The organism is Massilia sp. 01N417, assembly GCF_056399645.1.
Genome location: NZ_JBFTRS010000001.1, coordinates 189,356 through 213,411, shown reverse-complemented (window position 1 = coordinate 213,411; position 24,056 = coordinate 189,356). Strand labels below are relative to the sequence as shown.

General features: G+C 68.0%; 18 protein-coding genes. 12 read left to right on the top strand and 6 right to left on the bottom strand.

Translation table 11 applies throughout. The features are described 5' to 3' along the window. Positions 1-10: 10 nt before the first annotated feature. A complete protein-coding gene (locus tag AC1DOQ_RS01015) occupies positions 11-3,052 on the bottom strand; it encodes a TonB-dependent receptor (RefSeq protein ID WP_477359270.1) in 3,042 nt (1,013 codons plus the stop codon). Between the two features lie 77 nt (positions 3,053-3,129). After that, a complete protein-coding gene (locus tag AC1DOQ_RS01010; protein ID WP_477359267.1) occupies positions 3,130-6,459 on the bottom strand; it encodes a TIM-barrel domain-containing protein in 3,330 nt (1,109 codons plus the stop codon). Between the two features lie 324 nt (positions 6,460-6,783). Here AC1DOQ_RS01010 and AC1DOQ_RS01005 point away from each other — a divergent pair, with 324 nt between their 5' ends. The 12 genes from AC1DOQ_RS01005 to AC1DOQ_RS00950 all read left to right on the top strand — a co-directional run bounded on the left by AC1DOQ_RS01005 (position 6,784) and on the right by AC1DOQ_RS00950 (position 19,599). Continuing rightward, positions 6,784-7,935 (top strand): SIS domain-containing protein, encoded by a 1,152-nt coding sequence (locus AC1DOQ_RS01005; RefSeq protein ID WP_477359264.1) that lies wholly within the window; start codon positions 6,784-6,786, stop codon positions 7,933-7,935. Continuing rightward, positions 7,928-8,869 (top strand): ROK family protein, encoded by a 942-nt coding sequence (locus AC1DOQ_RS01000; protein ID WP_477359261.1) that lies wholly within the window; start codon positions 7,928-7,930, stop codon positions 8,867-8,869. Before AC1DOQ_RS01005 ends, AC1DOQ_RS01000 begins: the two co-directional genes overlap by 8 nt. Further along, positions 8,866-10,185, top strand: coding sequence for a D-tagatose-bisphosphate aldolase, class II, non-catalytic subunit (locus AC1DOQ_RS00995; protein WP_477359258.1), 1,320 nt, complete (start codon positions 8,866-8,868; stop codon positions 10,183-10,185). The genes AC1DOQ_RS01000 and AC1DOQ_RS00995 overlap by 4 nt, the downstream gene beginning before the upstream one ends. Positions 10,186-10,226: 41 nt before the next feature. After that, positions 10,227-10,994, top strand: a complete 768-nt coding sequence (gene agaR / locus AC1DOQ_RS00990; protein ID WP_477359255.1) for a transcriptional repressor AgaR — start codon at positions 10,227-10,229, stop codon at positions 10,992-10,994. Between the two features lie 3 nt (positions 10,995-10,997). Continuing rightward, entirely contained in the window at positions 10,998-12,086 is a 1,089-nt protein-coding gene (locus AC1DOQ_RS00985) for an N-acetylglucosamine-6-phosphate deacetylase (protein ID WP_477359252.1), read from the top strand. A gap of 19 nt (positions 12,087-12,105) precedes the next feature. Further along, positions 12,106-13,887 (top strand): MFS transporter, encoded by a 1,782-nt coding sequence (locus tag AC1DOQ_RS00980; RefSeq protein WP_477359249.1) that lies wholly within the window; start codon positions 12,106-12,108, stop codon positions 13,885-13,887. 71 nt (positions 13,888-13,958) lie between these two features. Then, positions 13,959-15,947 carry an acyltransferase family protein gene (locus AC1DOQ_RS00975; protein ID WP_477359247.1) on the top strand — a complete coding sequence of 663 codons (1,989 nt, stop codon included), beginning with the start codon at positions 13,959-13,961 and terminating at the stop codon, positions 15,945-15,947. Positions 15,948-15,992: 45 nt separating this feature from the next. Next, positions 15,993-16,865 carry a prepilin peptidase gene (locus AC1DOQ_RS00970; RefSeq protein WP_477359244.1) on the top strand — a complete coding sequence of 291 codons (873 nt, stop codon included), beginning with the start codon at positions 15,993-15,995 and terminating at the stop codon, positions 16,863-16,865. After that, positions 16,866-17,522 (top strand): dephospho-CoA kinase, encoded by a 657-nt coding sequence (gene coaE, locus AC1DOQ_RS00965; RefSeq protein WP_477359241.1) that lies wholly within the window; start codon positions 16,866-16,868, stop codon positions 17,520-17,522. A gap of 62 nt (positions 17,523-17,584) precedes the next feature. Next, a complete protein-coding gene (zapD, locus tag AC1DOQ_RS00960) occupies positions 17,585-18,340 on the top strand; it encodes a cell division protein ZapD (protein ID WP_477359238.1) in 756 nt (251 codons plus the stop codon). A gap of 8 nt (positions 18,341-18,348) precedes the next feature. Continuing rightward, positions 18,349-18,528, top strand: a complete 180-nt coding sequence (gene yacG, locus AC1DOQ_RS00955; protein ID WP_477359235.1) for a DNA gyrase inhibitor YacG — start codon at positions 18,349-18,351, stop codon at positions 18,526-18,528. Between the two features lie 81 nt (positions 18,529-18,609). Further along, positions 18,610-19,599, top strand: a complete 990-nt coding sequence (locus AC1DOQ_RS00950) for an aldo/keto reductase (RefSeq protein WP_477359232.1) — start codon at positions 18,610-18,612, stop codon at positions 19,597-19,599. Between the two features lie 280 nt (positions 19,600-19,879). Here AC1DOQ_RS00950 and AC1DOQ_RS00945 read toward each other — a convergent pair whose 3' ends face one another. From AC1DOQ_RS00945 to AC1DOQ_RS00930, 4 genes are all read right to left on the bottom strand, one after another. After that, positions 19,880-21,424 carry a M48 family metallopeptidase gene (locus tag AC1DOQ_RS00945; protein WP_477359229.1) on the bottom strand — a complete coding sequence of 515 codons (1,545 nt, stop codon included), beginning with the start codon at positions 21,422-21,424 and terminating at the stop codon, positions 19,880-19,882. Positions 21,425-21,512: 88 nt separating this feature from the next. Next, positions 21,513-21,884 carry a hypothetical protein gene (locus AC1DOQ_RS00940; RefSeq protein ID WP_477359226.1) on the bottom strand — a complete coding sequence of 124 codons (372 nt, stop codon included), beginning with the start codon at positions 21,882-21,884 and terminating at the stop codon, positions 21,513-21,515. A gap of 10 nt (positions 21,885-21,894) precedes the next feature. After that, on the bottom strand, positions 21,895-23,436 hold the full coding sequence (locus AC1DOQ_RS00935) for a CHASE2 domain-containing protein (RefSeq protein ID WP_477359223.1): 1,542 nt from the start codon (positions 23,434-23,436) through the stop codon (positions 21,895-21,897). A gap of 190 nt (positions 23,437-23,626) precedes the next feature. Next, positions 23,627-24,046, bottom strand: coding sequence for a DUF4019 domain-containing protein (locus AC1DOQ_RS00930; RefSeq protein WP_477359220.1), 420 nt, complete (start codon positions 24,044-24,046; stop codon positions 23,627-23,629). Positions 24,047-24,056 lie beyond the last annotated feature (10 nt).

Sequence of the window (24,056 nt, the reverse complement as noted above, 5' to 3'; positions counted from 1 at the left end):
GTCTCCATTCTCAAAAGTTGTATTCGGCACTCACGCGGACCGAGCGCGGCGCGGTGCGGCTGGCCACCTGCAGGTAGCTGCGCGAGATGTCGCCACTGCCGTCCTCGCGGGTCTCGTTGTAGCGGGTGACGGTCTGGCGGTTGAGGACGTTGAACACGTCCAGCTTCAGGCTCAGGCCCCTGGCGAAGACCGGGTTCCAGGCCGCGTTCAGGTCGAGCTGCATCTGCCACGGCGTGCGTCCGCGGCTGCCGCGCGGCGACGGCTTGCCTTCGCAGAAGAAATAGGCGGCGCCGTAGTCGTCCTCGAAGTGCAGATCGGCCGGCAGTTCGCCGATGCAGTTGCGGGGCGAGCCCGAGATCAGGGCCAGGTTGCCGCCCAGGGTCACCTGCGGGGTCACCTGCACGAAGCCGTAGGCCTTGATCTGGTGGCGGTGGTCGCCCGGCAGGTAGCCGTAGGCGTTGTACATCAGCTCCTTGTGGTCGTCGCTGACGGTCAGGGCCACGTCGCCGCCGCCGATGGTGTCGGTCTGGCCTTCCATATTGCCCTTCAGGCTTGAGAGCGTATAAGTCAGCTTGCCGTACCAGCCGTCGGCGAACGGGTGCTCGACGAACATGGTCAGCGCCTTGTAGGTGCGCTTCGGCAGCGGGTTGCCCCACTCCGCCGCGCTGATGTCGACCCGGCGCAGGCCCTTGCCGTCGGCGAAGTCGATGTACAGGTCGTTGTCGCGGCCCGGGTTCATGATCGCGCACTGGAAGCCGCCCCAGTTGCTGGTATCGACGCCGTTGCGCGCGGCCCAGGCATCGATCGGACGCTGGTCGCAGGTGTCGTCGTTGGTGTCGTTCAGGCGGCGGTACAGGACGCTGGCGCCGGCCACCAGGCGGCGGCCGAAGGCGCGCTCGAAGCCCAGCGAGACCTCGTCCTGGGACAGCGGCTTGAGGCCGATCGCCGTCACCTCGCGCGCATCACGGCCCTTGCCGTAGGCATTGTTGGCCGAATACGGATCGCTGATCGCGTGCAGGCCGGTCGGCGCGCCGGTGACCGGGTCGACGCCGGTATAGGTGTAGTACTGGCTGGTGCGCAGCAGCGGCGCGGCCATGTTGCTGGACAGGTTGGACGGCACCGGCAGGTGGTAGCGGCCGGCGTTGGCGAACAAGCGCAGCGAGCTGTCGCCCATCACGTCCCAGGTGGCGCCGAAGCGCGGCGCGATCATGTTGCGCTGGGAGATGAAGGCTTCGCCGCTGGTCGTGTAGTTGGTGAACTGCTCGCGCCGCAGGCCGAGGTCGAGCAGCACGCGCTCGCTCACCTGCCAGTGGTCCTGCAGGTACTGGGCCGACTGCACGCTGGTCGGGCGCGCCAGGTTGGTGTCGAGGTCCTTGCTGACGTAATAGCCCTGCGGGCCGTAGCCGCCGCCCTGGTCGGTGGTCTCGAAGGCGCCGTTCAGCAGGCGGGTCGGGTTGGTGGTCTTGCGGTAGGTCCAGCGGTAGCCGCCGGCCAGCACCGTGCCGACCAGCGAATCGACCTTGATGCGGTCGATACCGCCGCGCAGCGCGTGGGCGCCGAGCTTGTACTCGAGGTCCAGGCGCAGGCCCTTCTGGCTGTCTTCCGAAGCCGGATCGGGCAGGCTGCCGGTCACCTTCTGCGGGTTGTTGTAGACCAGGCCCGGCACCTGGGTCGTGATGCTCGACGAGGTCTGGGCCAGGGTCGGATCGTAGCCGACCGGGATCCGCTGGTGGATCGAGCGGGTGTCGCCGTACAGCGCGGTCGCGGTCAGGTTGTCGCTCAGGTAGCCGGTGTACTTGAGGATGGCGGCATCGGCGCCCGGGGCGGAACCGCCGCCGCAGCAGTTGATGGTCTCCGGGTTGACCACGGTGACGGTGTTGCCGCGCCTGAAGCCGTTGTAGTCGAAACCGGAATATTGGCTGTTGCCGGTGGTGCGGTCAAACAGGCGGGTGAATTCGATGCGGTGATCGTCGCTGATGTTCCAGTCCAGCTTGGCCAGGTAGCGGTCGGTGACGGTGTGCGCGCTGCTCCAGCCGTTGGTCGCCTTGGCGGCGGCGCTGGAATCGGTGGAAGCGGCCACCGCCTCGCTGTTGCTGACGGTGCGCTCCAGGGCGACGAAGGCGAACAGCTTGTTGCGCAGGATCGGACCGCTGCCGTACACGCCGGTCACGCGGCTGCTGGTCGTGTTGTCGCGGTTCCAGTACAGCAGCTTGCCGTCGGTGTCCGGATGGGCGCCGGTGTTCGGCCAATAGATGTTTTCCGGCGCGCCGCGCAGGCGGCCCGGCAGGAATTGCAGCTTGCCGCCGAACTCGAACTTGTTGCCGCCGCTGCGGGTCGTCACGTTGATTACGCCGCCGGTCGAGCGTCCGAACTCGGCGCCGTAGCCGCCCGACAGCACCTGCATGTTGGCGATCGCGCCGAAGGGCAGCTCGGAGGCGCCCACCTGGGTCAGGATGTTCGTCACCGGGAAGCCGTTGACGTAGAAGGCGTTCTCGGACTGGCCGGAACCCGAGATCGAAGGCGCGTTGCCGTACTGGCTGTTGGTGCCGCGGTTCGCGCCCGGGGTCAGCTGCACCACCGAGGCGATGTCGTTCGCCACCGGCAGCGAGCGCAGTTCGCGCGCCGTGAACACCACACCGTTATTCGTATTCGAGACGTCGATCACCTGGCGCGCCGCGCTCACCACCACGGTCTGGGTGGCGCCGCCGCCGGCGCCGAAGCTCGCCTCCACGCCGGAGCCGACCAGCGCCTCGACCTCGCGGGTGGCTTCCACCGCGCCGCCGCGCAGCACCTTGACCGCATAGCGGCCCGGCGGCATCGAGGTCGCCACGTAGCGGCCGGACGCGTCCGGGGTCAGGCTGCGCTGGGCGCCGGTAGCCAGGTTCTCGATGACCACCGTGGCGCCGGCGGGCGTACGCACCTCGCCGAAGATGGTGGTGGTGGCGTTCGACTGGGCCCATGCCTGGCCGCTGCCGCCGGCGGCGAGCGCGATCAGGATGGCGGCGGCATGCCGGATGGCGTCGTTGCGCAGGGTAAGGCGCTTGGTTTTCATGCACATCTCCTTGGTGAAGGATGCAGGCTCCCCTCCCTGTTCGGGACAGGGGCCTGCGTTTCGTGTTGTGGAGTGAATCAGCGTGGAGTGACGGTGGCGCCTTCGCTGCCCGTCAGCTGGGCGTTGGCCCAGTTGGCGCACACCTGGGCCGGACTCTGGCCCTGCGCGCCGAGGGTCCGCAGGCTCAGCTCACGCAGGCCGCGGATGTCGATTTCGGGCTTGACCACGCCCGGGGCCTTGACCAGGCCGCTGTCGTAGAGCAGCTTGCTGCCGCTCCAGACCTGGAACTGCAGCCCGCCGGCGCTGCGGCAGCTGTCGTCGATGCCGAGGTCGGCGCGCAGTAGGTTCCAGTCGCCGCCCAGGGCGAGGTCGATGCGGCTGCTCGGGCCGACGCCCAGGCCCTTGCGGAAGCGCAGGCCGTTCATGCGCATCTCAGGCGCCTTGCTTGCCGGCCGGTCGCGCGCCACCGTTTTCGGCAGCGGCAGCTCGGACAGGTAGCGCTGAATTTCCGGACGCTCGGCCACGCGGTGTTCGAGCACGTGGAACTCGGACAGCGTGATCGGCGGCACGTCGGCCGGCAGCGCGGCGTCGTAGGCGCGGGCCGGAACCGCACCGCTGGCGGCGGTCACCATCGGATCCAGCGCGCTGGCGCCGTCGCCCTCCGGGTTCTGCACGCTCAGCACGCGGAAGCGCAGCAGGCGGCCGGCGCTGGCCGGGAAGGAAATCGTCTGCATGCCTTCGGCCAGCTTGAGGCGGCCGCGCGCCACCGGGCTGCCCCAGTCGCCGTTGGTGTCGCCGACATAGACTTCGTAGTCGCGCACCTGGCCGCTCTTCCAGTGCTTGTCGTTGCGCGGGGCGAGTTCGATGCCGTCGATCAGGCGCCGTTCGCCGAAGCCCAGCACCCATTCGTGCGGACCGCTGCGCACCGCCTGGCTGCGCACCGTGCGGAACCAGGTATCGGGCTTGCCGTCGAAGGCGCGCTCGATGTTCTGGCCCGGTTCCTCGGCCGGACGGTTGATCACCGTGATCGCATCGGCCGGAATCGCGCGGCCGGTGTCCGGCGCCGCCGGGAAGGCATCGTCGGTGCGGGCAGCCAGCACGCCGCGCACGTCCAGCACCAGCGGCTGGCGGATGTCCTGGGCGGCGGTTTTCACGTGCAGGGTGCCGTGGCGGTCGGCGGCGTCGAAATACCAGCCTTCGGCGCTGCTCTCCAGCACCGCCGCGCTCTGCAGGGCCGGCAGCGCGCGGCCGCCCGCCAGTACCGCGGCGGGAGCGTGTGCCGCCAGCATCCGCAGGCCATAGCCGCGGCGCGCTTCCTGGCCGGCATAGCTGCCGTCCACCGCGCCGGCTTCGAGCTGCAGGTCGGCGCCATTGGCATACATGCGGATGCGCTGGCGGCTGGATTCGCCGTCGCGGTAGCGGCGGGTGTTGCCGTCGTCTTCGTACAACACGAACTCCGATTCGCCCTGCGCCGCCGGGTAGACGTCGAAGGTGACGCGGTCCTTCGGCTTCTGGCCGTCGTACAGCGTTTCCGGATACATCGGCAGGATGGCGCCGGCGCGCACGAACACCGGCAGCTTGTCGAGGGTGACCTGGATGTCGAGGTCGCGTCCGGCGGCGCCGGCGGTGGCCTGGCGGCCGTCCCAGTAGTCGTACCAGGTGCCCTGCGGCAGGTGGATGCCCTTGCGCCAGCCGCCGCTGGCGGCCTGGCTGCGGTAGACCGGCGCCACCAGCATGTCGCGGCCCAGCAGGAACTGGTATTTATAGCGTTCGCTCAGGGCCGCCGGATCCTGCGGATAGTCCCACATCAGGCCGCGCACCAGCGGCGCGCCGCTGTCCTCGGCTTCGCGCGCCAGGGTGTACATGTAAGGGGTCAGGCGCAGCTTGAGCTTCAGGTAGCGGCGGTTGATGTCGCGGTAGGGTTCGTCGAACCACCATGGATGCTTGCGCTCGGCGGCCGACCAGCCGGACATGCCCATCAGCACCGGGGTAAAACTCTTCCACTGCAGGTCGCGGGTATAGGTTTCCGGGCTGCCGCCGAAGATCGCGTCGACGTCGCCGCTGGCATAGGCCTGGCCGGACAGGCCGGAACCGATCAGGGTCGGCACGTGCCAGCGGATGTAGTCCCAGCTCGCGCTCTGGTCGCCGGTCCAGGCGACGGCATAGCGCTGGGTGCCGGCCCAGCCCATCACGGTCCAGATGAAGGGGCGGCTGTCCGAGTTGTTCATGATGCCGTCGTAGGCGGCCTTGTTGGCGTCCAGCGAGAACTGGTAGCCCTTGCCGGTCCAGGCCACGTCCAGCTTCTGCACGCGGGTGCCGGCCTGGCCGACTTCCCAGGCGATCTTGTCGACGCCGTTCTCGGTCCACAGGCCGGTGCGGAAACCGTAGCCGGCCAGGCCGCGCACGGTCTCGGGCAAGGAGGTGTAGCCGCAGCCATAGCCGTCGTTCGGCAGGATCCAGCCGCCCGGCATGTCGTGCTCGCGGTAGCGCTTGGCCACGCTGCCGATCACGTCCGGGGTCTTGCCGGTCGGGCCGTCGCTCCAGCCCTGGGGCACGGTGCCCGGCTTCTTGACGTTGTCGCCGTCGTTGTAGCAGTCGGCATCGCCGTATTCCAGCGCCCAGCGCGGCAGCAGGCGCGCGCGACCGGTCCATTCCGTGTACAGGCCGAGCGCGCCGCGCAGGTCCTTGCCGACGAAGTAATAGGCGTCGAAGCGGCCCTCGGCGTGCTGCAGCACCGCCTGCTCCGGGTTGCGCAGGTCATAGCTGCCGTCGCTCCAGGTATTGCGCAGCATGCCCCAGCCTTTTGAGCTGAGCAGGAAGGGCGCGGGATTCGGGCGGTCGCCCTCTTCCCAGCCGCCCGAGTAGGACACCGCCAGTTCGCGGCCCTTGAATTCATAACGTCCGTTCTGCTGGCCGCCGCCGAAGAAGTGTTCGCCGGCGTCGCTGGACAGCACCTGCACCGCCTGCTTGGCGCCGATGTCGAGCGGCTGCAGTTCGCGCCACAGCGGCGTCTCGTCGCCGGCGCGGTAGAGCGTGAAGCGCAGCGGCTTGCGGTCGATCCGCAGCGCCAGCGCGGCGGTGCGGATCGTCATGTAAGAAGGCGTTTCCTCGACCGTGTGCGCGACCTCGGCGGCCGGGGTGCCGACCACGATCGGCGCGGCCTTGTCGCCGGGGCCGGCCAGGGCATCGCCCGGCCCCGCCCAGATACGCACGACGTCGGCGCGCGCCAGGCTCACTTGTATATGGGCGCCGGTATCGGTACGCAGGTCCCAGGAGCGGCCGTCGACGCCGGCCTTGACGCTGCGCAGCTGGCCCAGGGGGGCCGCCTGCGCCGGCACGGCAAGGGTGGCGCAGGCGGCGAGGACGCAGCCGGCGAGGAAACGAAAACGGAAGGGTGTCTTGTTCATCTGTGTCTCAAAATTACGTTTTGTTTCGCATAATGTAGAAACAAAAATAAATAAGGTCAACAAAAACCGCGAAAAACACGGAAAAACGCGGCAAAACCGCAGGAAAATGGCGCGCAAACCTTTCGTTTTGCCAAAATATCGTAATGTTGTTTTCGTTTAGTTGGTAATTTGCCACATTATTCGCTTCCGATTGGGGCTGGATGATGACTATTCCCCCGCATATTGACGCGGAACCGTGAATTATCTTTCGATATATCTTTCGTGTTTGACTTTTCGAAAATAACTATTTATGATTTTTCCACCGAATACTTTCGCATATACCCAATGACCACTCTTCTCGAACGCGATGCGACCACCTGGCAGGACATCGGCGGCTTATATACTGCCGAGGAAATCGCCCAGCAGCCGGCGGTCTGGCGCGCGCTGTCGGCCAGCCTGCGCGCCCACCGGGATCGCGTCGCCGCCTTCCTCGGCCAGCGCCTGGACGATCCGCGCCAGCGCGTCATCCTGACCGGGGCCGGCAGCTCGGCCTATGCGGGCCAGATCGTCGCCGACGAGTTGAATGCGCGCTGCGCCGCCCAGGTCCGCGCGATCGCCACCACCAGCCTGCTCACCCATCCGGAGCTCTACCTCGATCCGGGCGCACCGACCCTGCTGGTGTCCTTCGCCCGCAGCGGCGACAGCCCGGAAAGCCTGGCGGCGGTCGAGCTGGTGCGCGCCACCGTGGCCGATGCCCGCTTCCTGCATATCACCTGCAACGCCTCCGGCGCGCTGGCGGCGCGCGGCGCCAACGATGCCGCCGCCTGCGTGCTGCTGATGCCGGCCGCCAGCTGCGACCGCGGCTTCGCGATGACCAGCAGCTTCACCTCCATGCTGCTGGCCGCGCTGTGCGTGCTGAGCCGCGATGCCGATAGCGCGGCACGTCCGGAACAGCTGGCCGATGCCGCGGAACGCGCCCTGGCGCAATGGGCGCCGGCCGTCGCCGCGCTGGCCACGCATCCGGTCGAGCGTGTCGCCTACCTCGGCAGCGGCCCGCTCGAAGCGCTGGCGCGCGAGGCCGCCCTCAAGCTGCTGGAACTGACCGGCGGCCGCGTGCTGGGCATGGCCGATACCCCGCTGGGCTTCCGCCACGGCCCGAAGTCGGCGCTGAACGCGGCCTCGCTGGTGGTGCTGTTCTATAGCGGCAAGCCGCTGGCGCGCCGCTACGAAACCGACCTGCTGGACGAACTGCGCCGCGACGGCGTGGCGGCCCGCGTGCTGACGGTGGGCGTGGGCGGCGATTTCGGCGCCGGTGCGCCCGACTGGAGCGACGCCTGGCTGGCCCCGCTGTGGCTGCTGATGGCCCAGCAGTACGCCCTGCACCAGTCGGCCGCCCTCGGCCTGCGCCCCGACAATCCTTTCGCCAGCGGCACCGTCAACCGCGTCGTCCAGGGCGTCACCATCTATCCACATGAGCGGGAAAATGAGCATGACTGATCCCGCCGGCTTCCACGGCATCGACATCGGCGGCACCAAGATCGAGCTGGCGAGCTACGACGCCGGCCTGCGCGAAGTGCACCGCGAGCGCATCGCCACCCCGGGCGAAGACATCGCCGCCTTCACCGAGGCCGTGTGCGCCCTGGTGCGGCGCGCCGATGCCGCGCTCGGCGCCAATGCGCCGGTCGGCATCGGCCTGCCCGGCGTCACCGACGGCATCAGCGGCCGCCAGCTCAGCTCCAACGTGCCGGCCCTGAACGGCCGCGAAGTGCGGACCATGCTGCAGGGTGCGCTGGCGCGGCCTGTCGTCACCGGCAACGATTGCCAGTGCTTCGCCCTGTCCGAAGCCGACGGCGGCGCCGCCGACGGCCTGCCGAGCATGTTCGGCGTGATCCTCGGCACCGGCGCCGGCGCCGGCTATTGCGTGGGCGGGAGCTTGCTGCGCGGCCGCAACGGCATCGCCGGCGAATGGGGCCACTGGCCGCTGCCGGCCACCCTGGCCGCGCGCTACGGCCTCGACCTCATCCCCTGCCCCTGCGGCCGCACCGCCTGCCTGGAACGCTATGTGTCCGGCCCCGGCATGCAGCGCCTGCACCGCCACCTGGGCGGCGACGGCGCCGAGCCCTTCGCCATCGCCGCGCGCGCCAATGCCGGCGACGAGATCGCCCGGCGCACGCTCGACGTCCACCTCGACCTGCTGGCCCACGGCCTGGCCTGCGTCGTGCTCGGCCTCGACCCGCACGCGATCGTGCTGGGCGGCGGCCTGTCCAAGCTGCCGCACCTCTACCGCGACCTGCCGGAAGCGCTGCGCCGCCACCTGTTCGCCGGCGCCCACCCGCCGCCGGTCCTGCCGCCGCACTTCGGCGACGCCGGCGGCGTGCGCGGCGCCGCGCTCCTGATCCGCCAACAATTGAAGGACTTCGCGACACCATGAACCAGACCTCCCCCGTCCAGGACATCGTCAAGGCGCACCGGCGCGGCGACGCCGTCGGCCTGTACAGCGTCTGCTGCAGCCACCCGACGGTGCTGGGCGCCGCCATGCGCGTGGCCGCCGACTACGACACCCCGCTGCTGGTCGAAGCGACTTCGAACCAGGTCGACCAGTTCGGCGGCTACACCGGCATGACGCCGGCGATGTTCCGCGAGCACGTGCTGGCGCTGGCGCGCGAGCGCGACTTCCCGGCCGAGCGGCTGGTGCTGGGCGGCGACCACCTCGGCCCGAACGCCTGGCAGGAACTGGATGCCGCCACCGCGATGGCGCATGCCGACACCCTGGTGGCCGACTACGCCGCCGCCGGCTTCCACAAGATCCACCTCGACTGCAGCATGCGCTGCGCCGACGATCCCGAACGCCTGCCCGACGAGATCGTGGCGGAGCGCTCGGCGCGCCTGGCCCGCATCGCCGATGCCGCCGCGGCGGCGGCCGGCCATCCGCCGCCGGTGTACGTGATCGGCACCGAAGTGCCGATCCCCGGCGGCGAGGCCAGCCTGGTCGACGCCGGCGCCCCGACCACCCCCGAGGCGGCGCGCCGCACCCTGTCCGTGCATTGCCACGCCTTCCTCGACGCCGGCCTGCACAGCGCCTGGCGCCGCGTGATCGCGATGGTGGTGCAGCCGGGCGTCGACTTCGACCACAGCCAGGTGCAGCACTACGCGCCGGCGCCGGCGGCGGCGCTCTCCGGCTTCATCGCCGACCAGCCCGGCCTGGTGTTCGAAGCCCACTCGACCGACTACCAGCGCGAGATCGCGCTGCACCAGATGGTGCGCGACCACTTCGCGATCCTGAAGGTCGGCCCGGCCGCCACCTTCGCCATGCGCGAAGGCCTGCTGGCCCTGTGCAGCATCGAGGACGAACTGGTGCCGGCCACCGACAGTTCGCGCCTGATGCAGGTGCTGGACGAGGTCATGCTGGCCAAGCCCGCCCACTGGCGCAAGCACTATCACGGCAGCAGCGAGGAACAGCGCCTGCTGCGCCGCTATGCGCTCAGCGACCGCTGCCGCTACTACTGGGGCGAGCCGCCGGTCGCCGCCGCCGTCGAGCGCCTGTTCGCCAACCTGCGTGGGCGCGGGATTCCGCTGCCCCTGCTCAGCCAGTACCTGCCGGACCAGTACCTGGAGGTGCTGCAGGGCCGCCTGTCGACCGATCCGCTGGCGCTGGTGGAGCACCGGATCGGCCTCGTACTGGCCCAGTATGCGCGTGCCTGCAGCCGCAATATGGCGGCAGTCGGCAAGCCCGTCGCTATCTGTTAAGCTCGGCATTTTTCCAACGCCGACCAGCCGAGACCGACACCATGCGAAATACCAGCCAGCGCCGCGAAACGATCCTGCAAATGCTCTCCCGCCAGGGCTCGGTCCAGGTGACCGAACTGGTGGACCAGCTCGGGGTCTCGGCGGTGACCATCCGCCACGACCTGTCCGCCCTGGGCAGCCAGGGCCTGGTCACGCGCAGCCACGGCGGCGCCGTGCTGACGCGGGTGCCGCCGCCGGAGCAGACCATGCGCCAGAAGGACGCCCTGTACCACGAGCAGAAGGAGCGCATCGGCGCCTTCGCGGCCTCGCTGGTGCAGGCCGGCGACAACATCGTGATCGACTCCGGCAGCACCACCATCTTCCTGGCGCGTAACCTGCTCGACGCCAGCGGCGTCACGGTCGCCACCAATGGCCTGAACATCGCCTGGGAACTGGCCGACGCCCCCGGCGTCGACCTGATCCTGACCGGCGGCCTGCTGCGCAAGCAGTCGCTGTCCTTCCAGGGCAGCCAGGCCGAGGCCTGCCTGCAGGTCTACAACTTCGACAAGCTGTTCCTGGGCGTGGACGGCCTCGACCTGCAGTTCGGCGTCACCACCCATCATGAGGCCGAGGCGAGCCTGAACCGCATGATGGTCGAGCGCGCCAAGCGCATCATCGTCCTGACCGACAGTTCCAAGTTCGGCCGGGTCAGCCTGCACCGCATCGCGCAGCTGGACCGGGTCCATACCATCATCACCGATGCCGGCATCAGCCCCGAGTACCGCGAGGGGCTGCTCAAGCTGGGCATCGAATTACATATCGCGGAATAGAGAGTGCTCGACGGCAGAATCCTCACCCCCGACGGCTGGATCGCAGGCAGTATCCGATTCGGTGAACGTATAACCAGCATCAGCGAGGATTCGGCCGCCGCCGGCGGACCGTGGATCCTGCCCGGCTTCGTCGACCTGCACGTGCACGGCGCCGGCGGCGTCGACATCATGCAGGGCGGCGATGCCGGCGCCACGGTGGCGCGCCACCATGCGCGCCACGGCACCACTTCCCTGCTCGGCACCACCATGACGGCGCGCGAAGCCGCGATCCGCAAGGCCCTGGGCGGCCTGGCCGGCCCGATCGGCGAACGTCCGGCCGGCGCCGCCCGCATGCTGGGCGTGCACCTCGAAGGCCCCTTCATCAACCCGGCCCGCCTGGGCGCCCAGCCGCCCGACGTCATGACCGCCAGCCTGGAACTGGTGCGCGCCTTGCATGCGATCGCGCCGATCCGCGTGCTGACCCTGGCGCCGGAAATCGACGGCCACCTGGCGCTGATCCCGCAGCTGGCGGCGATGGGCATCCGGGTCCAGCTCGGCCACAGCGCCGGCAGCTACGAGGACGGGCTGGCCGCCCTGCAGGCCGGCGCCGCCGGCTTCACCCACCTGTTCAACGGCATGAGCGCCCTGCACCACCGCGAGCCGGGCATGGTGGGCGCGGCCCTCGCGCATGCCGAGTACGCGGAAGTCATCCCCGACCTGCAGCACGTCGGCCCCGGCGCCCTGCGCGCGGCGCTGCGCGCGATCCCGCGCCTGTACGGCGTGACCGACGCCACCTCCGCCACCGGCATGCCGGACGGCGAGTATGCGCTCGGCAGCCAGCGCGTGTTCAAGTGCCAGGGCTGCGTGCGGCTCGGCAGCGGCTCGCTGGCCGGCAGCGCCCTGACCATGGACCAGGCCCTGCGCAATTTCGTCGATATCGGCTTGACCCTGCATGACGCCAGCGACCGCCTGTCGCGCTTCCCGGCCGACTACCTGGGCGAGCACCAGCGCGGCCGCCTGGCGCCCGGCGCCTGGGCCGACATCGTCGTCCTCGACGCCGACCTGCAGCCGACCGCCGTCTTCGTCGAAGGCGAAGCCATCGATTTTTCTTAACGGAGCCATGATGTCCGCCATGCTTTCCGCCTCCCCCGCCCGTTCCACCGCCTACCTCCTGTGCATCGCCGGCATGGGCGGCCTGCTGTACGGGATCGACGTCGGCATCATCGCCGGCGCCCTGCCCTACCTGGAATCGACCGCCTCGCTGGCCTGGAAGCTCGGCGCCCAGGAACTGAGCTTCATCGTGGCCGCGGTGCTGCTCGGCTCCGTGCTGTCCTCGCTGTTCGCCGGCTTTCTCGCCGACCTGATCGGACGGCGCGCGGCGATGGCGCTGGCCGGCTTCCTGTTCGTCCTCAGCATCCCGATCATCGCGCTGGCGGACGGCTACGTGCCGCTGCTGCTGGGACGCCTGCTGCAGGGCGTGAGCGGCGGCCTGATCGGCGTGATCGTGCCGCTCTACCTGGCCGAATGCCTGCATGCGCGCCAGCGCGGACGCGGCGCCGCCCTGTTCCAGCTGCTGCTGACGGTGGGCCTGGTGGCCGCCGCCGTGATCGGGCTGGTACAGGCGCGCAGCGTGGAGACCGCCTCGCAGGCCGCGGCGGCCCTGCCCGAGCAGCTGCGCGCGGCGGCCGTAGTGGCGGCCAAGGACCACGCCTGGCGCGCCATCTTCTGGATGTGCCTGGCGCCCGGCCTCGTCTTCACCGCCGGCTGCCTGCTGCTGGCCGAGTCGCCGCGCTGGCTGGCGCGCCGCGGCCGCGACCGCGAAGCCCGCGCGGCCCTGCTGCGCACCCGCACGCCGGCCGAGGCCGAGCTCGAACTGGCCGAGATGCAGCGCATTCCGGCCGCCCGCAACGCCGCCGATCCGCTGCTGTCGCGCCGCTACGTCTTCCCCTTCCTGCTGGCCTGCCTGATCCTGGCCTGCACCCAGGMCACCGGCATCAATTCGGTGCTGGCCTATGTGGTCAACATCCTCGACCGCGCCGGCCTGCCCGGCGCCACCGCGAACGCCGCCGACGTCATGCTCAAGGTGATCAACGCCCTGATGACGATGCTGGCCGTGTTCCTGGTCGACCGCCTCGGCAGGAAGTCGCTACTGATGCTGGGCAGCGCCGGCATCGTGATCGCCTCGCTGGCGGCCGGCCTGCTGTTCCACGATACCGAGGCGCAGCAGCGCGAGGTCGGCACGGCGGTGGCGGCCATGATCAAGGACGACGGCCTGGCGCTGCGCCTGGATGCGGCCACCCTGCAGCGCCTCGACGCCGCGGCCGGCGCCGGCGCCGGGCCGCAGCTGCTCACGGTCGCCTATGCCTACGGCCCCTTCACCAATGTGCAGACCCTGCGCAGCGACGATCCCGCCCTGCCGCTGCTGCAGGCGCGCCGCGCCGATGCGGTGCAGCCGGACAGCGTGCTGGGCAAGGCCTTCCGCCGCCTGCACCTGAACCCCTTCCCGGATCCGGCCGCGGCGAGCGCCGCGCCGCTGACGATCGAAAGCGCGCGCCTGGGCGCCCTGCCGCCGCCGGAACGCGGCTGGCAGGTGGCGCTGGCGATCGCCGTATTCGTGGCCAGCTTCGCGGTCGGCCCCGGCGTCTGCGTGTGGCTGGCGCTGTCGGAACTGATGCCGACCCGGATCCGCTCGAACGGCATGAGCATCGCCCTCCTGATCAACCAGTTCGTGTCGACCGCCTTCGCCGCCCTGTTCCTGCCGATCGTCGGCCGCCACGGCTACTCCGCGGTGTTCTTCTTCGGCGCGGCCTGCTCGGTGGTGTACTTCCTGGCCGCGGCCTTCCTGCTGCCCGAGACGCGCGGCAAGACCCTCGAGGAGATCGAGGCGCATTTCGCGGGAGCCAAGGCCGGCTGAACTTGCACTGCGGGCCCCGGTAGATGACAATAGTAAATTGCAAAATTGCATCATCACCGGGGTCCTGAATCTTGAGCATCGAACCGTCGAGCGTCGTCGAAACGCCGAAGGCCGCCACGCCTGCCGCCACCACCCACCTTCCCTACCGCCCCGACATCGACGGCCTGCGCGCCGTCGCGGTGCTGTCGGTGGTCCTGTTCCACGCCTTCCCGACCTTGCTGCCGGGCGGCTTCATCGGCGTCGACGTGTTCTTCGTCATCTCCGGCTTCCTGATCTCCGGCATCCTGCTGCGCGAGCTGCAGCAGGACCGCTTCAGCATCGCCGGCTTCTATGTGCGCCGCGTCAAGCGGATCTTCCCCTCGCTGCTGGCGGTCATGTTCGCCTGCCTCGCTTTCGGCTGGTACGCGCTGTTCCCCGACGAGTATGCGCAGCTGGGCAAGCACGTGGGCGGCGGCGCCAGCTTCTCCGCCAACTTCTTCTACTGGGCCCAGGTCGGCTACTTCGACACCAGCGCCGACACCAAGCCCCTGCTGCACCTGTGGTCGCTGGGGATCGAGGAGCAGTTCTATATCGTCTGGCCGGCCGTGCTGCTGCTGGCCTGGCGCCGGCGCGCCAACCTGGTGCTCGTCACCGCCGCGCTGGCGCTGCTGTCCTTCGTGCTGAACGCGGCCGGCGTCACCCACCACGGCACCGCCACCTTCTATTCGCCCTTGAGCCGCGCCTGGGAACTGCTGGCCGGCGCGCTGCTGGCCTGCGCCGCCCACCGCAACACCGCCGCCGGTACGACGGACGGGAAGGCAAACGGCATGGCCCTGCTCGGCCTGGCCCTGCTGGCCTTCGGCGTGGCGCTCACCAAGCAGGAGCATTTTCCGGGCTGGCGGGCGCTGGTGCCGGTGGCGGCGGCAGTGCTGCTCATCGCCGCCGGTCCGCGCGCCTGGATCAACCGGGTCGTGCTGGGCAACCGGCTCGCCGTCGGGATCGGCCTGATCAGCTATCCCTTCTACCTGTGGCACTGGCCGCTGCTGTCCTTCGCCCAGATCGTCGAGGGCCACCTGCCGGCGCCGCGCATCCGCATCGCCGCCGTGCTGGCGGCGCTGGTGCTGGCCTGGCTGTCCTACCTGCTGCTGGAACGGCCCCTGCGCGGCCTGTCGGGCCGCCGGGCGCGCATGCCGGTGGCGCTGCTGTGCGCACTGATGGCGGCCACCGGCCTGGCCGGCGCTTACGTGTTCACCAGCGAGGGGCTGCCCAAGCGCGCGCCGATCCAGGACAACCTGGCCAACCAGAAGGCCCTTATCATCGTCGAGGACAAGGACAACGCCGCCGCCTGCAAGCAGCGCTACGGCTTCGCCTCCATGTACGAATACTGCCTGCTGGCCTGGCCGGACCGCGATCCGACCGTGGCCCTGCTCGGCGACAGCCACGCCTACCACGTGGTGGCCGGCCTCACGAATTACTACAAGGGCCGGGGCGAGAACCTGATGATGATGGGCACCCGCGTCCCCTACTGGAACCTGGCGGCCGGCGACGACCCGTACCAGAAGGCGACCCAGCCGATGCTGGAACTGGCGCTGAAGACGCCGTCGATCAAGACCGTGATCTTCGCGACCCACCTGCGGCTCGGCTTCGCTCCCGGCTCCAGGCCGGCGATCGATGCCGCGCGCGAGACCTACCGCCGCTTCCTGGCCGCCGGCAAGCGCGTGATCGTCATCGAAGACATCCCGGACCTGTCCTTCGACCCGCGCACCTGCATCAAGCGCGCCGGCGTGGCTTCGTCGGCCACCACCTCGCCGTGCGCGATTCCGCGCAGCGAATGGGACAGCCAGGTCGAGCAGCACGAGCAGATCCGCAAGGAGACGGCGCGCATGTTCCCGGAGGTCGAGTGGTTCCGCGCCTCGGACGCGCTGTGCGACGAGCGCCAATGCAGGGCCATGATCGACGGCCACCTGATGTACCGCGACATCGGCCATCTCAGCTACGAGGGCGACCTGTGGGTCGGCAGCTACTTCGCGCGCTGGGCGGAGCAACAGGATCGGCTGCCCAAAGCCGGCAAAACCCCATAGAATAGGTTGATTCACGGAATAAACCCATTTTCTGCCTTCCCACCCATGCACCCGGACACCCTCTTATTCGCCGCGCCCGCCAGCCTGATCCCGGCCATCGCGGCCGCCATCTTCGGCCTGCTGATCGGCAGCTTCCTGAACGTGGTCGTGCACCGCCTGCCGATCATGCGCCAGCGCGAGATCGACAACTACATCGCCGACAAGGAGGGCAAGCCGATGCCCTTCCCGGAGCGCTACAACCTGATGGTGCCGAGGTCGGCCTGCCCGCATTGCGGCCACCAGATCACGGCGCTGGAAAACGTCCCGATCGTCAGCTGGCTGGTCCTGCGCGGCAAGTGCAGCAATTGCAAGGCGCCGATCTCGGCCCGCTATCCGGTCGTCGAGGCGGTCAGCGGCATCCTGTCCGGGCTGCTGGTCTGGCATTTCGGCAGCGGCTGGGTGGGCCTGGCGGCGCTGGTCTTCACCTACCTGCTGATCTCGATGACCCTGATCGACGTCGACCACAAGGAACTGCCGGACGACCTCACCTATCCGCTGCTGTGGCTGGGCCTCCTGGTCAACCTGGACGGCAGCTTGGTGCCGCTGCGCGATGCGGTGCTCGGCGCCGTCGGCGGCTACCTCTTCCTGTGGGCCGTGGCGCGCGCCTATGAACTGGTGCGCGGGCATATCGGCATGGGCGAAGGCGACTTCAAGCTGCTGGCCGCCTTCGGCGCCTGGTTCGGCTGGAAGATGCTGCCGACGATCATCGTGCTGTCCTCCTTCGTCGGCGCCGCCGTCGGCCTGACCATGATCCTGATCGGCCGGAAGAAAAAGGGCGAGTACATCCCGTTCGGCCCCTATCTGGCGGGGGCTGGTATGATCGCGCTCTTCTACGGACCGGAACTGACGCGCCTGGCCATCGGGCTGGCGCAGCCTTGAATGGATAAACAGGATTCCACGCCCGCCCTGCGATTCGCCGTCGGCCTGACCGGCGGCATCGGCTGCGGCAAGACCACGGTCGCCGACCTGTTTGCGGCGCGCGGCGCCTCGGTCATCGACACCGACCAGATCGCCCATTCCCTCACCGCCCCGCACGGCGCGGCCATGCCGGCCCTGCTCGCCGAATTCGGCCCGGCGTTCGCCACGCCCGAGGGTGCGCTGGACCGCGCGAAGATGCGCGCGCTGGTGTTTTCCGATCCCGGCGCGCGGGCCCGCCTGGAAGCCATCCTGCACCCGAGGATACGCGAAGCGACCGCCGCCGCCGCCCTGCTGGCCAGCGGCCCCTACGTGATCTTCGCGGTGCCGCTGCTGATCGAGTCCGGCACCTGGCGCGAGCGGGTGGCGCGAATCCTGGCGATCGACTGCCCGGAAGAAGTCCAGGTGGCGCGCGTGATGGCGCGTAACGGCCTGGCGGAAGCCCAGGTGCGCGCCATCATGGCGGCCCAGGTCACGCGCGCCCAGCGCCGGCTTGCTGCCGACGACATCATCCTCAACGACGACGGCCTCGATGCCCTGGAACCGCAGGTGGAACGCCTGCACGCTTTTTATCTTGACGAAGCGGCAAGATTGGCGGCCGCACCGAACGATCGTTTGTAATTTTGCCCACGATGGTTCAGAATCACGTGGTCGCGCCAGCCTACGCCGAGAGGAATGCCACTTTGATCGTCTACGAATACCCATTCAACGAGCGGATTCGCACGTTGTTGCGGCTCGAGGACCTGTACGAGAAGTTCAAGTTCTTTGTGAACCAGGAGCATCCTCTGCAGCACCATGTCGCTCTCGCGACGATCTTCGACATGCTGGAAGTGGCCGGGCGCGCCGACCTCAAGTCCGACCTGCTGCAGGAACTGGAACGCCAGAAGCAAAGCCTGCTGAGCTACCGCAGCAATCCCGCGGTCGCCACCGAAATGCTCGATGCCGTGCTGGCCGAGCTGGACACGGTCAGCAATGCCCTCGTCAACGCACAGGGCAAGACCGGCCAGAACATCCGCGACAACGAGTGGCTGATGAGCATCCGCGGCCGCACCGTGATGCCGGGCGGCGCCTGCGAATTCGACCTGCCTTCCTACTACGCCTGGCAGCACCGCCCCGCCGCGCAGCGCCACGCCGACATCATGGGCTGGTTCGCGCCCCAGGCCCCGCTGTTCGACGCCCTGGCCCTGGTGCTGCGCCTGCTGCGCGATTCCGGCGGCCCGGTCAAGATGATCGCCGTGGCCGGCAGCTACCAGCAGATGCTGCAGGGGAAGGTCTACCAGATGCTGCGCCTATCGATCGACGACAGCCTGGGCGCGATTCCGGAAATCTCGGCCAATAAATACATGCTGTGGGTGCGCTTCACGAACCAGGGCGAGAACCTGAAACCCAGGGCGCTCGAAGACGATGTACCATTCGAACTCACCCTCTGCAACTTCTGAAATCTGTCATGACCGTCGTATCCTGTCCCACCTGCGGCAAGAAAGTCGAATGGAAGCCTGAAAACCAGTTCCGTCCATTCTGCTCCGACCGCTGCAAGCAAATCGACCTCGGCGCCTGGGCCGAGGAAAAATACACGATCCCGGGCGCCACGCCAGGCGATGCCCAGGACGATCCGCTGAGCGAGTAATGCCGCGCGCAAGCCGGGCCTCCGGCGCCAAAGTGAATCGGCTGCTATAGTCGTTCTTCACTTTTTTGTCAGGAGGCCCCGATGCAAAAACGTAAGCTGGGAAATCTCGAAGTCTCGGCACTCGGCCTGGGCTGCATGGGCATGACCCATGCCTACGGCCAGGCGCCGGACCGCCAGGCCATGATCGCCCTGCTGCGCACGGCGGTCGAGCGCGGCGTCAGCTTTTTCGATACGGCCGAAGTCTACGGCCCCTTCAACAACGAGGAACTGGTCGGCGAAGCGCTGGCGCCGCTGCGCGGGCAGGTCGTCATCGCCACCAAGTTCGGCTTCGCGCCCGATCCGAACGGCGGCACGCGCTGGTCCGGCCTGGACAGCCGCCCGGAACACATCCGCGAAGTGGCCGAAGCCTCGCTCAAGCGCCTCAAGGTCGACACGATCGACCTGCTCTACCAGCACCGCGTCGATCCGAACGTGCCGATCGAGGACGTGGCCGGCACCGTCGGCCAGCTGATCAAGGAAGGCAAAGTGAAGCACTTCGGCCTGTCCGAAGCCGGGCCGGACACCATCCGCCGCGCGCATGCGGTGCAGCCCGTGACCGCGCTGCAGAGCGAGTACTCGCTATGGACGCGCGAGCCCGAGCAGGAGATCCTGCCGCTGCTCGAGGAACTCGGCATCGGCTTCGTGCCTTTCAGCCCGCTCGGGCGCGGCTTCCTGACCGGGAAGATGGACGAGACCACCCAGTTCGACGGCAACGATTTTCGTAACAGCCTGCCGCGCTTCACGGCCGAGGCGCGCAAGGCCAACCAGGCCCTGGTCGAGCTGCTGGGCCAGGTCGCGCAGCAGAAAGGCGCGACGCCGGCCCAGGTGGCGCTGGCCTGGCTGCTGGCGCAGAAGCCCTGGATCGTCCCGATTCCGGGCACGACCAAATTGCACCGGCTGGACGAGAACCTCGGCGCCTTGGCACTCGAACTGACAGCGGAGGAACTCACCGGCATCACGCAGGCGGCCGCCAGCATCCCGATCGAAGGCGCGCGCTATCCGGAGAATCTGGCGCGCCAGGCCAAGGGCTGAGTTCAGCCGCGCGCCAGCTCGCGGATGACGCGGTCGTGCACGAAGGCGGGTTCGCTGCGCTCCAGGCCCAGGTCACGACATGGATCTCGCCGCGCAGGGCGTCCATCAGGAGCCGGGCTTTACTGGCCGCCCGCACAGGTAGCAGGCCACCGCGAAGTGGTTCAGCGCCAGGCATACAGCGCCGCCTTGACCTCGGCCGCGCATTGCGGCGTGCGGATGGTCGCGCAGCCCTTGGCTCCCGCCGCGTTCACTACTCGGCGCTGAATGCCCCCAGTTACCGCTATTTCTTCTTGATGTACTTGTCTACCAGATTGTCCGTCTTCGCCTTGGCCTTGCGATCGGCTTCTGCCTGCTCAGCCGGACTGGCGGCTGCCGCGGTACAGCGCGCCGCAGCACGCCGGAACTGCTTGCCGCATTCGGCCGCGCGGCGCTTGGCTTCATCCCAGCCTTGGGTCTCTCCATAGAAGCGGATAGCGTCCGGCCAAGCGTCTTCGGCCTTGCCGAAAAAGGCCAAGCCGGACTCGATGACCTTTTTCGCTGCCGGCGTCCCGTTCGTGGCCCTGAGTCCAGCGCTGCGTACCGTGTACAGCTTCCAGGCGCGGTCCTGCTCGGAACGGAAATTGGCTTCGAGGACTTGGCCGGGATCGGTGACGCGCCGGTTTTGCACCACCGGCTGCTGTCCGAGAACGGTATACAGCGCAAACAGCGGGACCGCGTGCGCGGCCGTCGGCTCGGACGTCGCGCGCTTCGCCGCCGCCAGCGAGGCGGGATCATCCGGCGCGCCAAGCGCGCGAAAGGCGAGCTCATAATTGGCCAGGATGGCGGCCGTGCGCTTTTCCTTACGCGCGGCCACCAGCGGTGCAACGATCGGATCGGCGTCGCCCTGCGCGGCGGGAGCAGCCTCGACGGCACGAGCGAGGGCGTCGATACGCTCGGTGATGTCTGGGTGGTCGCTTCGCAGCTTACCCATGGTTTGCTCGAGCTGGAAGCCCCAGCCCTGCAGGGTTGCGCCGATCGTGCCCTGTACTTCTCCAGTGGCCTGGGCGACCCGCAACTGGACCGCATCCGGCGTCTTGCCGCCGCCCGCAGATTTCTGCGCCTTCACCATCGCATCGGCGCGTATCGCCGCAAGTAATTTTTCCTGTCGTTGTGCCTCGCGTTTCTGGGTGCTCTCTTCCCAGCTGGCGATGCGTTCGAGAAAGGCCTTCAGTCCGTGCTCGTAGGAATAATGCAGCTTCAGTGACAGGTTCAAGCCAAAGCTGTCGGCCGCGCTTTCCTGCGATCGACTATACACAGTGGTGGCCAAGCCCTTTCCGAGGGAATAAGCCGCCATCAGGCTGTCGAGCTGGTTCCAACCGGTGACCTGGTCGGTCTTCTTCGCCAACGAGACGCCAATCCCGACAGTTCCCGCAGCCATGTCGGCACCCTCGATAGCGCCTTCGAGCTGATGGTAGTGCAGGTAGACGTGTCCGAACTCGTGACTGAGCAATGCAACGAGCTCGTCCTCGCTTTCGACCGAAGTCAGCCAGGGAAGCGAAACATAGATGTTGCCGGCGGCGGTGGCATAAGCCTCGAGCGCTTCGTTGGCTACGATGTACACCCCGCCTGGCCATGCCGGCACTCCAGCCTGGCTCTTGATACGTGCGTACAAGGTGTTCAGGTAGCGCTGCAGCTCCGGTGCGTGGACCAGGCCGAAGCCACGGGCGCGCTGGTTCAGCACATCCTGGGCAGCATCGGGCCAAGTGCGGGCCTGGGGCGGTTCCAGGGGGCCGAGTGGATTCGGCGGCGCGCTCGCCGCAGGCCCGACGAACGGAAGCGCAGGCATGCCGCTTGGTACCGCGGAGCACCCCGCCAGCAGGACCGTGCCTAGCGCCGCGGCAAGCAGGCGAGTACGCGGCACCCCGTATATCCGTTCAGTTTGGCTTGCCGCAGACATCATCGCTCGCCCCCGGGGTAGATGCGGTTTGGCCGCGTGGGGCGAGCGTGGCCAGTGCTCCGCAGTTGGCGGTGCTGCTGCGGCTCACGCGCACCTTGGCGCTGCGGATCCAGTAGGGCTGCCCGCCGATGTCGACTTTCAGGAAGCCGCCCTGACGCGCCTGTACCTGCAAAGGCAGCCCCGCCTCGGCCACCTTGATCTGGTGCGGCTGCAGGGAGGCGTCGGGTGCCTGATACAGGTCGATGCTTGTGCTGCTTTCGGGGCTGGGGGCGACGATCATCTGCTGGGCCAGTGCGGCGCCGCCGAAAAGTGCGAGACAGGTAAGGAGCGTGAGCTTGCCGATGTTCATATGCGTCCTCTCAAGTGGTGGGTTGTGGTCCAGTAGGCCGGGCTTCGTGCTCGGTTTTGGCTGCGCGTTCGGCGGCCTCCTTGCCAAAAACGTACCAGCGCAGGCGTTCGAGGTAATCAACCGCTTCGGCGAACAAGGTCATGCCGATCAGCTCGACGACCGGAAGCATGCCGGCCCGGAATACTTTTTGGAGCAATGCGATGAACAAGGCCGCGCTGACGAACTGCAGGGTCAGGCGTCCGGCCCAAGCCAGAGTCCCGATCAGCGCCAGTCCGGTCCGGCCGCGCCGGGTTGCCTCGTCGGTCCAGTTACGGAGCCAGTCCGTGGACGCCCAGCGACGCGCACCCGCCCTCCTGCGCATTTCCATTCGTAAGCTCGCAAACACCCATGACCACAACCAGCGCATGGCCAACACAGCTAGCACCGTCAGCAAGCCCGGCCAGAAAAGGATAGCCATGCCTTCGGGGTTCCATTCGAGATTGAGCTTGTAGCGCGGGCCAAAGCTGAGAAGGTTGTCGAGTGCCATGGCGTGATAGTGCACGCCAGGCACCAGGCCGTGCACCGGAGACCTGGCGAAATCGTTGTGACCAGGGATATTTGCACCGACCATGACATACCGGCCTTTCAACATGGCTGCGAGCTGGGCTTCGGGCATGGCACCAACCTGCTCCATCGACAGCGTACGGTGATAGGGGCACAGTGGCGGTGGCGGTTCGGCGAACTGGAAGAATAGGCCTGGGGTAAGGTTGCGTATCATCGAGCGGCCCGGCACACAGCCGCGATCGCGTGCGGCTAGAGGCGCGCCAGGCATCGCATCCTGGCCCCAGACCAGCGCCATCGGCACCGATTCCTCGCCGAGCGTAATTCGCCCTGCGTCCAGTGCCATCGCCATCGCCGCGCTGCGGTAGGCCGGCTGGTCAGGCGCCACGCCCGGACCTGACACCCAGCCTGTCTTTTCCAGGTGCCTGGTCATTGGGTAGGTCCAGGCATAGCCGTCCAGAGGGTCGGGGGTATAGTCCGCTCCAACCAGGGTAAAGCAAGAGCCGAGTCCCTCGCGCGCCGTCAATTTTCCGGTGGCCGCATCCGGCAACGCCGCCAAGAACACCGGAATATGGAAGGTGTCGCGCAGCGTGCACAGGGCCTTCTTCAGAGTCGGCAGACTTGGGTCGTCGCGCTCCTGACTGAAGGTAATGTCGAGGAAGATCGCCTTGGGACGCGCACCAGGCTGCCCAACCAGACGCAGCAGCCAATCGGCATGTTCCTGGTAGCTGATCGGCCAGGCGCTCTCGTACGCTCGCAGGAATTGTTCATCGTAAAGCAACACCATGACCTGGTCGCGCGCGCCAACGGGATAGCCGATCTGGGCCGTCACGGCGGCCTGTCCGGCTCCCATGAAGCGGGTCAGCACCATTCCCCTGGCGTTGAGCTTGTCGCCCAGGTAGAGCATGCCGAAGGAGACCAGCACCAGGATGGCCAAGGCCCAGGCAAAGGTCGCCACAGGATAACGCAGCGGCCGGCGCGTCTTGTCGCTGAGCCGGAGCGCGTCGGCCAAGGCGGCACGCAAGGCGAAATATGAGGATCGATGTCCCATACAAAGATGTTATCAAAATATATTAATTTAATAACAAGTGTACAGGCATTCTTTTTAAATTAGTAGTTTTTATTGATGAGAAAAAGTAGGTTACTTCAGTTGCAGCTTATTCGCGGTTGCTGTCCTTAGATACTGTTCCTGAGAGCACGTTTCACTTCACGAAATAACCGGACACCTTCCAGCCACCATCCCGCTCCCGCATCGGCACGACGGTCTCGACCGCGTTCGCCCGATGTTCGAACTGCGTCTGGTACTGGATCAGCACATACTCGCCGGCCGGCGCACCCGGCAGCGAGGTCTTGAATTCCGATGACAGCAACTTGCGCGACTTGGCCGCGCCGAAGGGCTGCCTTGCCTGCCTGAGCGCGTCCGCCCAGGCGGACCTGGAGACGGCGGCCTGGAACGAGGCCGAGGCCTGGTCCCAGGTCGCGGCGCCATCGTCGGCGTCGGCGAGCGCCAGCCAGCGGTCGGCAGCGTCGACCGCGCTTTTGACGGCGTCCGCTTGCTGGGCATGGACCGTGGGAACTGCCAGTGCGGCAGCGAGAACGAAAAGCAGGGCACGCCGTTGCATGTCAACTCCG

Excerpts from the sequence above, each read along its gene's own strand:
- AC1DOQ_RS01015 (WP_477359270.1), bottom strand. The coding sequence starts at position 3,052 with ATGAAAACCAAGCGCCTTACCCTGCGCAACGACGCCATCCGGCATGCC.
- AC1DOQ_RS01010 (WP_477359267.1), bottom strand. The coding sequence starts at position 6,459 with ATGAACAAGACACCCTTCCGTTTTCGTTTCCTCGCCGGCTGCGTCCTC.
- AC1DOQ_RS01005 (WP_477359264.1), top strand. The coding sequence starts at position 6,784 with ATGACCACTCTTCTCGAACGCGATGCGACCACCTGGCAGGACATCGGC.
- AC1DOQ_RS01000 (WP_477359261.1), top strand. The coding sequence starts at position 7,928 with ATGACTGATCCCGCCGGCTTCCACGGCATCGACATCGGCGGCACCAAG.
- AC1DOQ_RS00995 (WP_477359258.1), top strand. The coding sequence starts at position 8,866 with ATGAACCAGACCTCCCCCGTCCAGGACATCGTCAAGGCGCACCGGCGC.
- agaR (WP_477359255.1), top strand. The coding sequence starts at position 10,227 with ATGCGAAATACCAGCCAGCGCCGCGAAACGATCCTGCAAATGCTCTCC.
- AC1DOQ_RS00970 (WP_477359244.1), top strand. The coding sequence starts at position 15,993 with ATGCACCCGGACACCCTCTTATTCGCCGCGCCCGCCAGCCTGATCCCG.
- coaE (WP_477359241.1), top strand. The coding sequence starts at position 16,866 with ATGGATAAACAGGATTCCACGCCCGCCCTGCGATTCGCCGTCGGCCTG.
- yacG (WP_477359235.1), top strand. The coding sequence starts at position 18,349 with ATGACCGTCGTATCCTGTCCCACCTGCGGCAAGAAAGTCGAATGGAAG.
- AC1DOQ_RS00950 (WP_477359232.1), top strand. The coding sequence starts at position 18,610 with ATGCAAAAACGTAAGCTGGGAAATCTCGAAGTCTCGGCACTCGGCCTG.
- AC1DOQ_RS00945 (WP_477359229.1), bottom strand. The coding sequence starts at position 21,424 with ATGCCTGCGCTTCCGTTCGTCGGGCCTGCGGCGAGCGCGCCGCCGAAT.
- AC1DOQ_RS00940 (WP_477359226.1), bottom strand. The coding sequence starts at position 21,884 with ATGAACATCGGCAAGCTCACGCTCCTTACCTGTCTCGCACTTTTCGGC.
- AC1DOQ_RS00930 (WP_477359220.1), bottom strand. The coding sequence starts at position 24,046 with ATGCAACGGCGTGCCCTGCTTTTCGTTCTCGCTGCCGCACTGGCAGTT.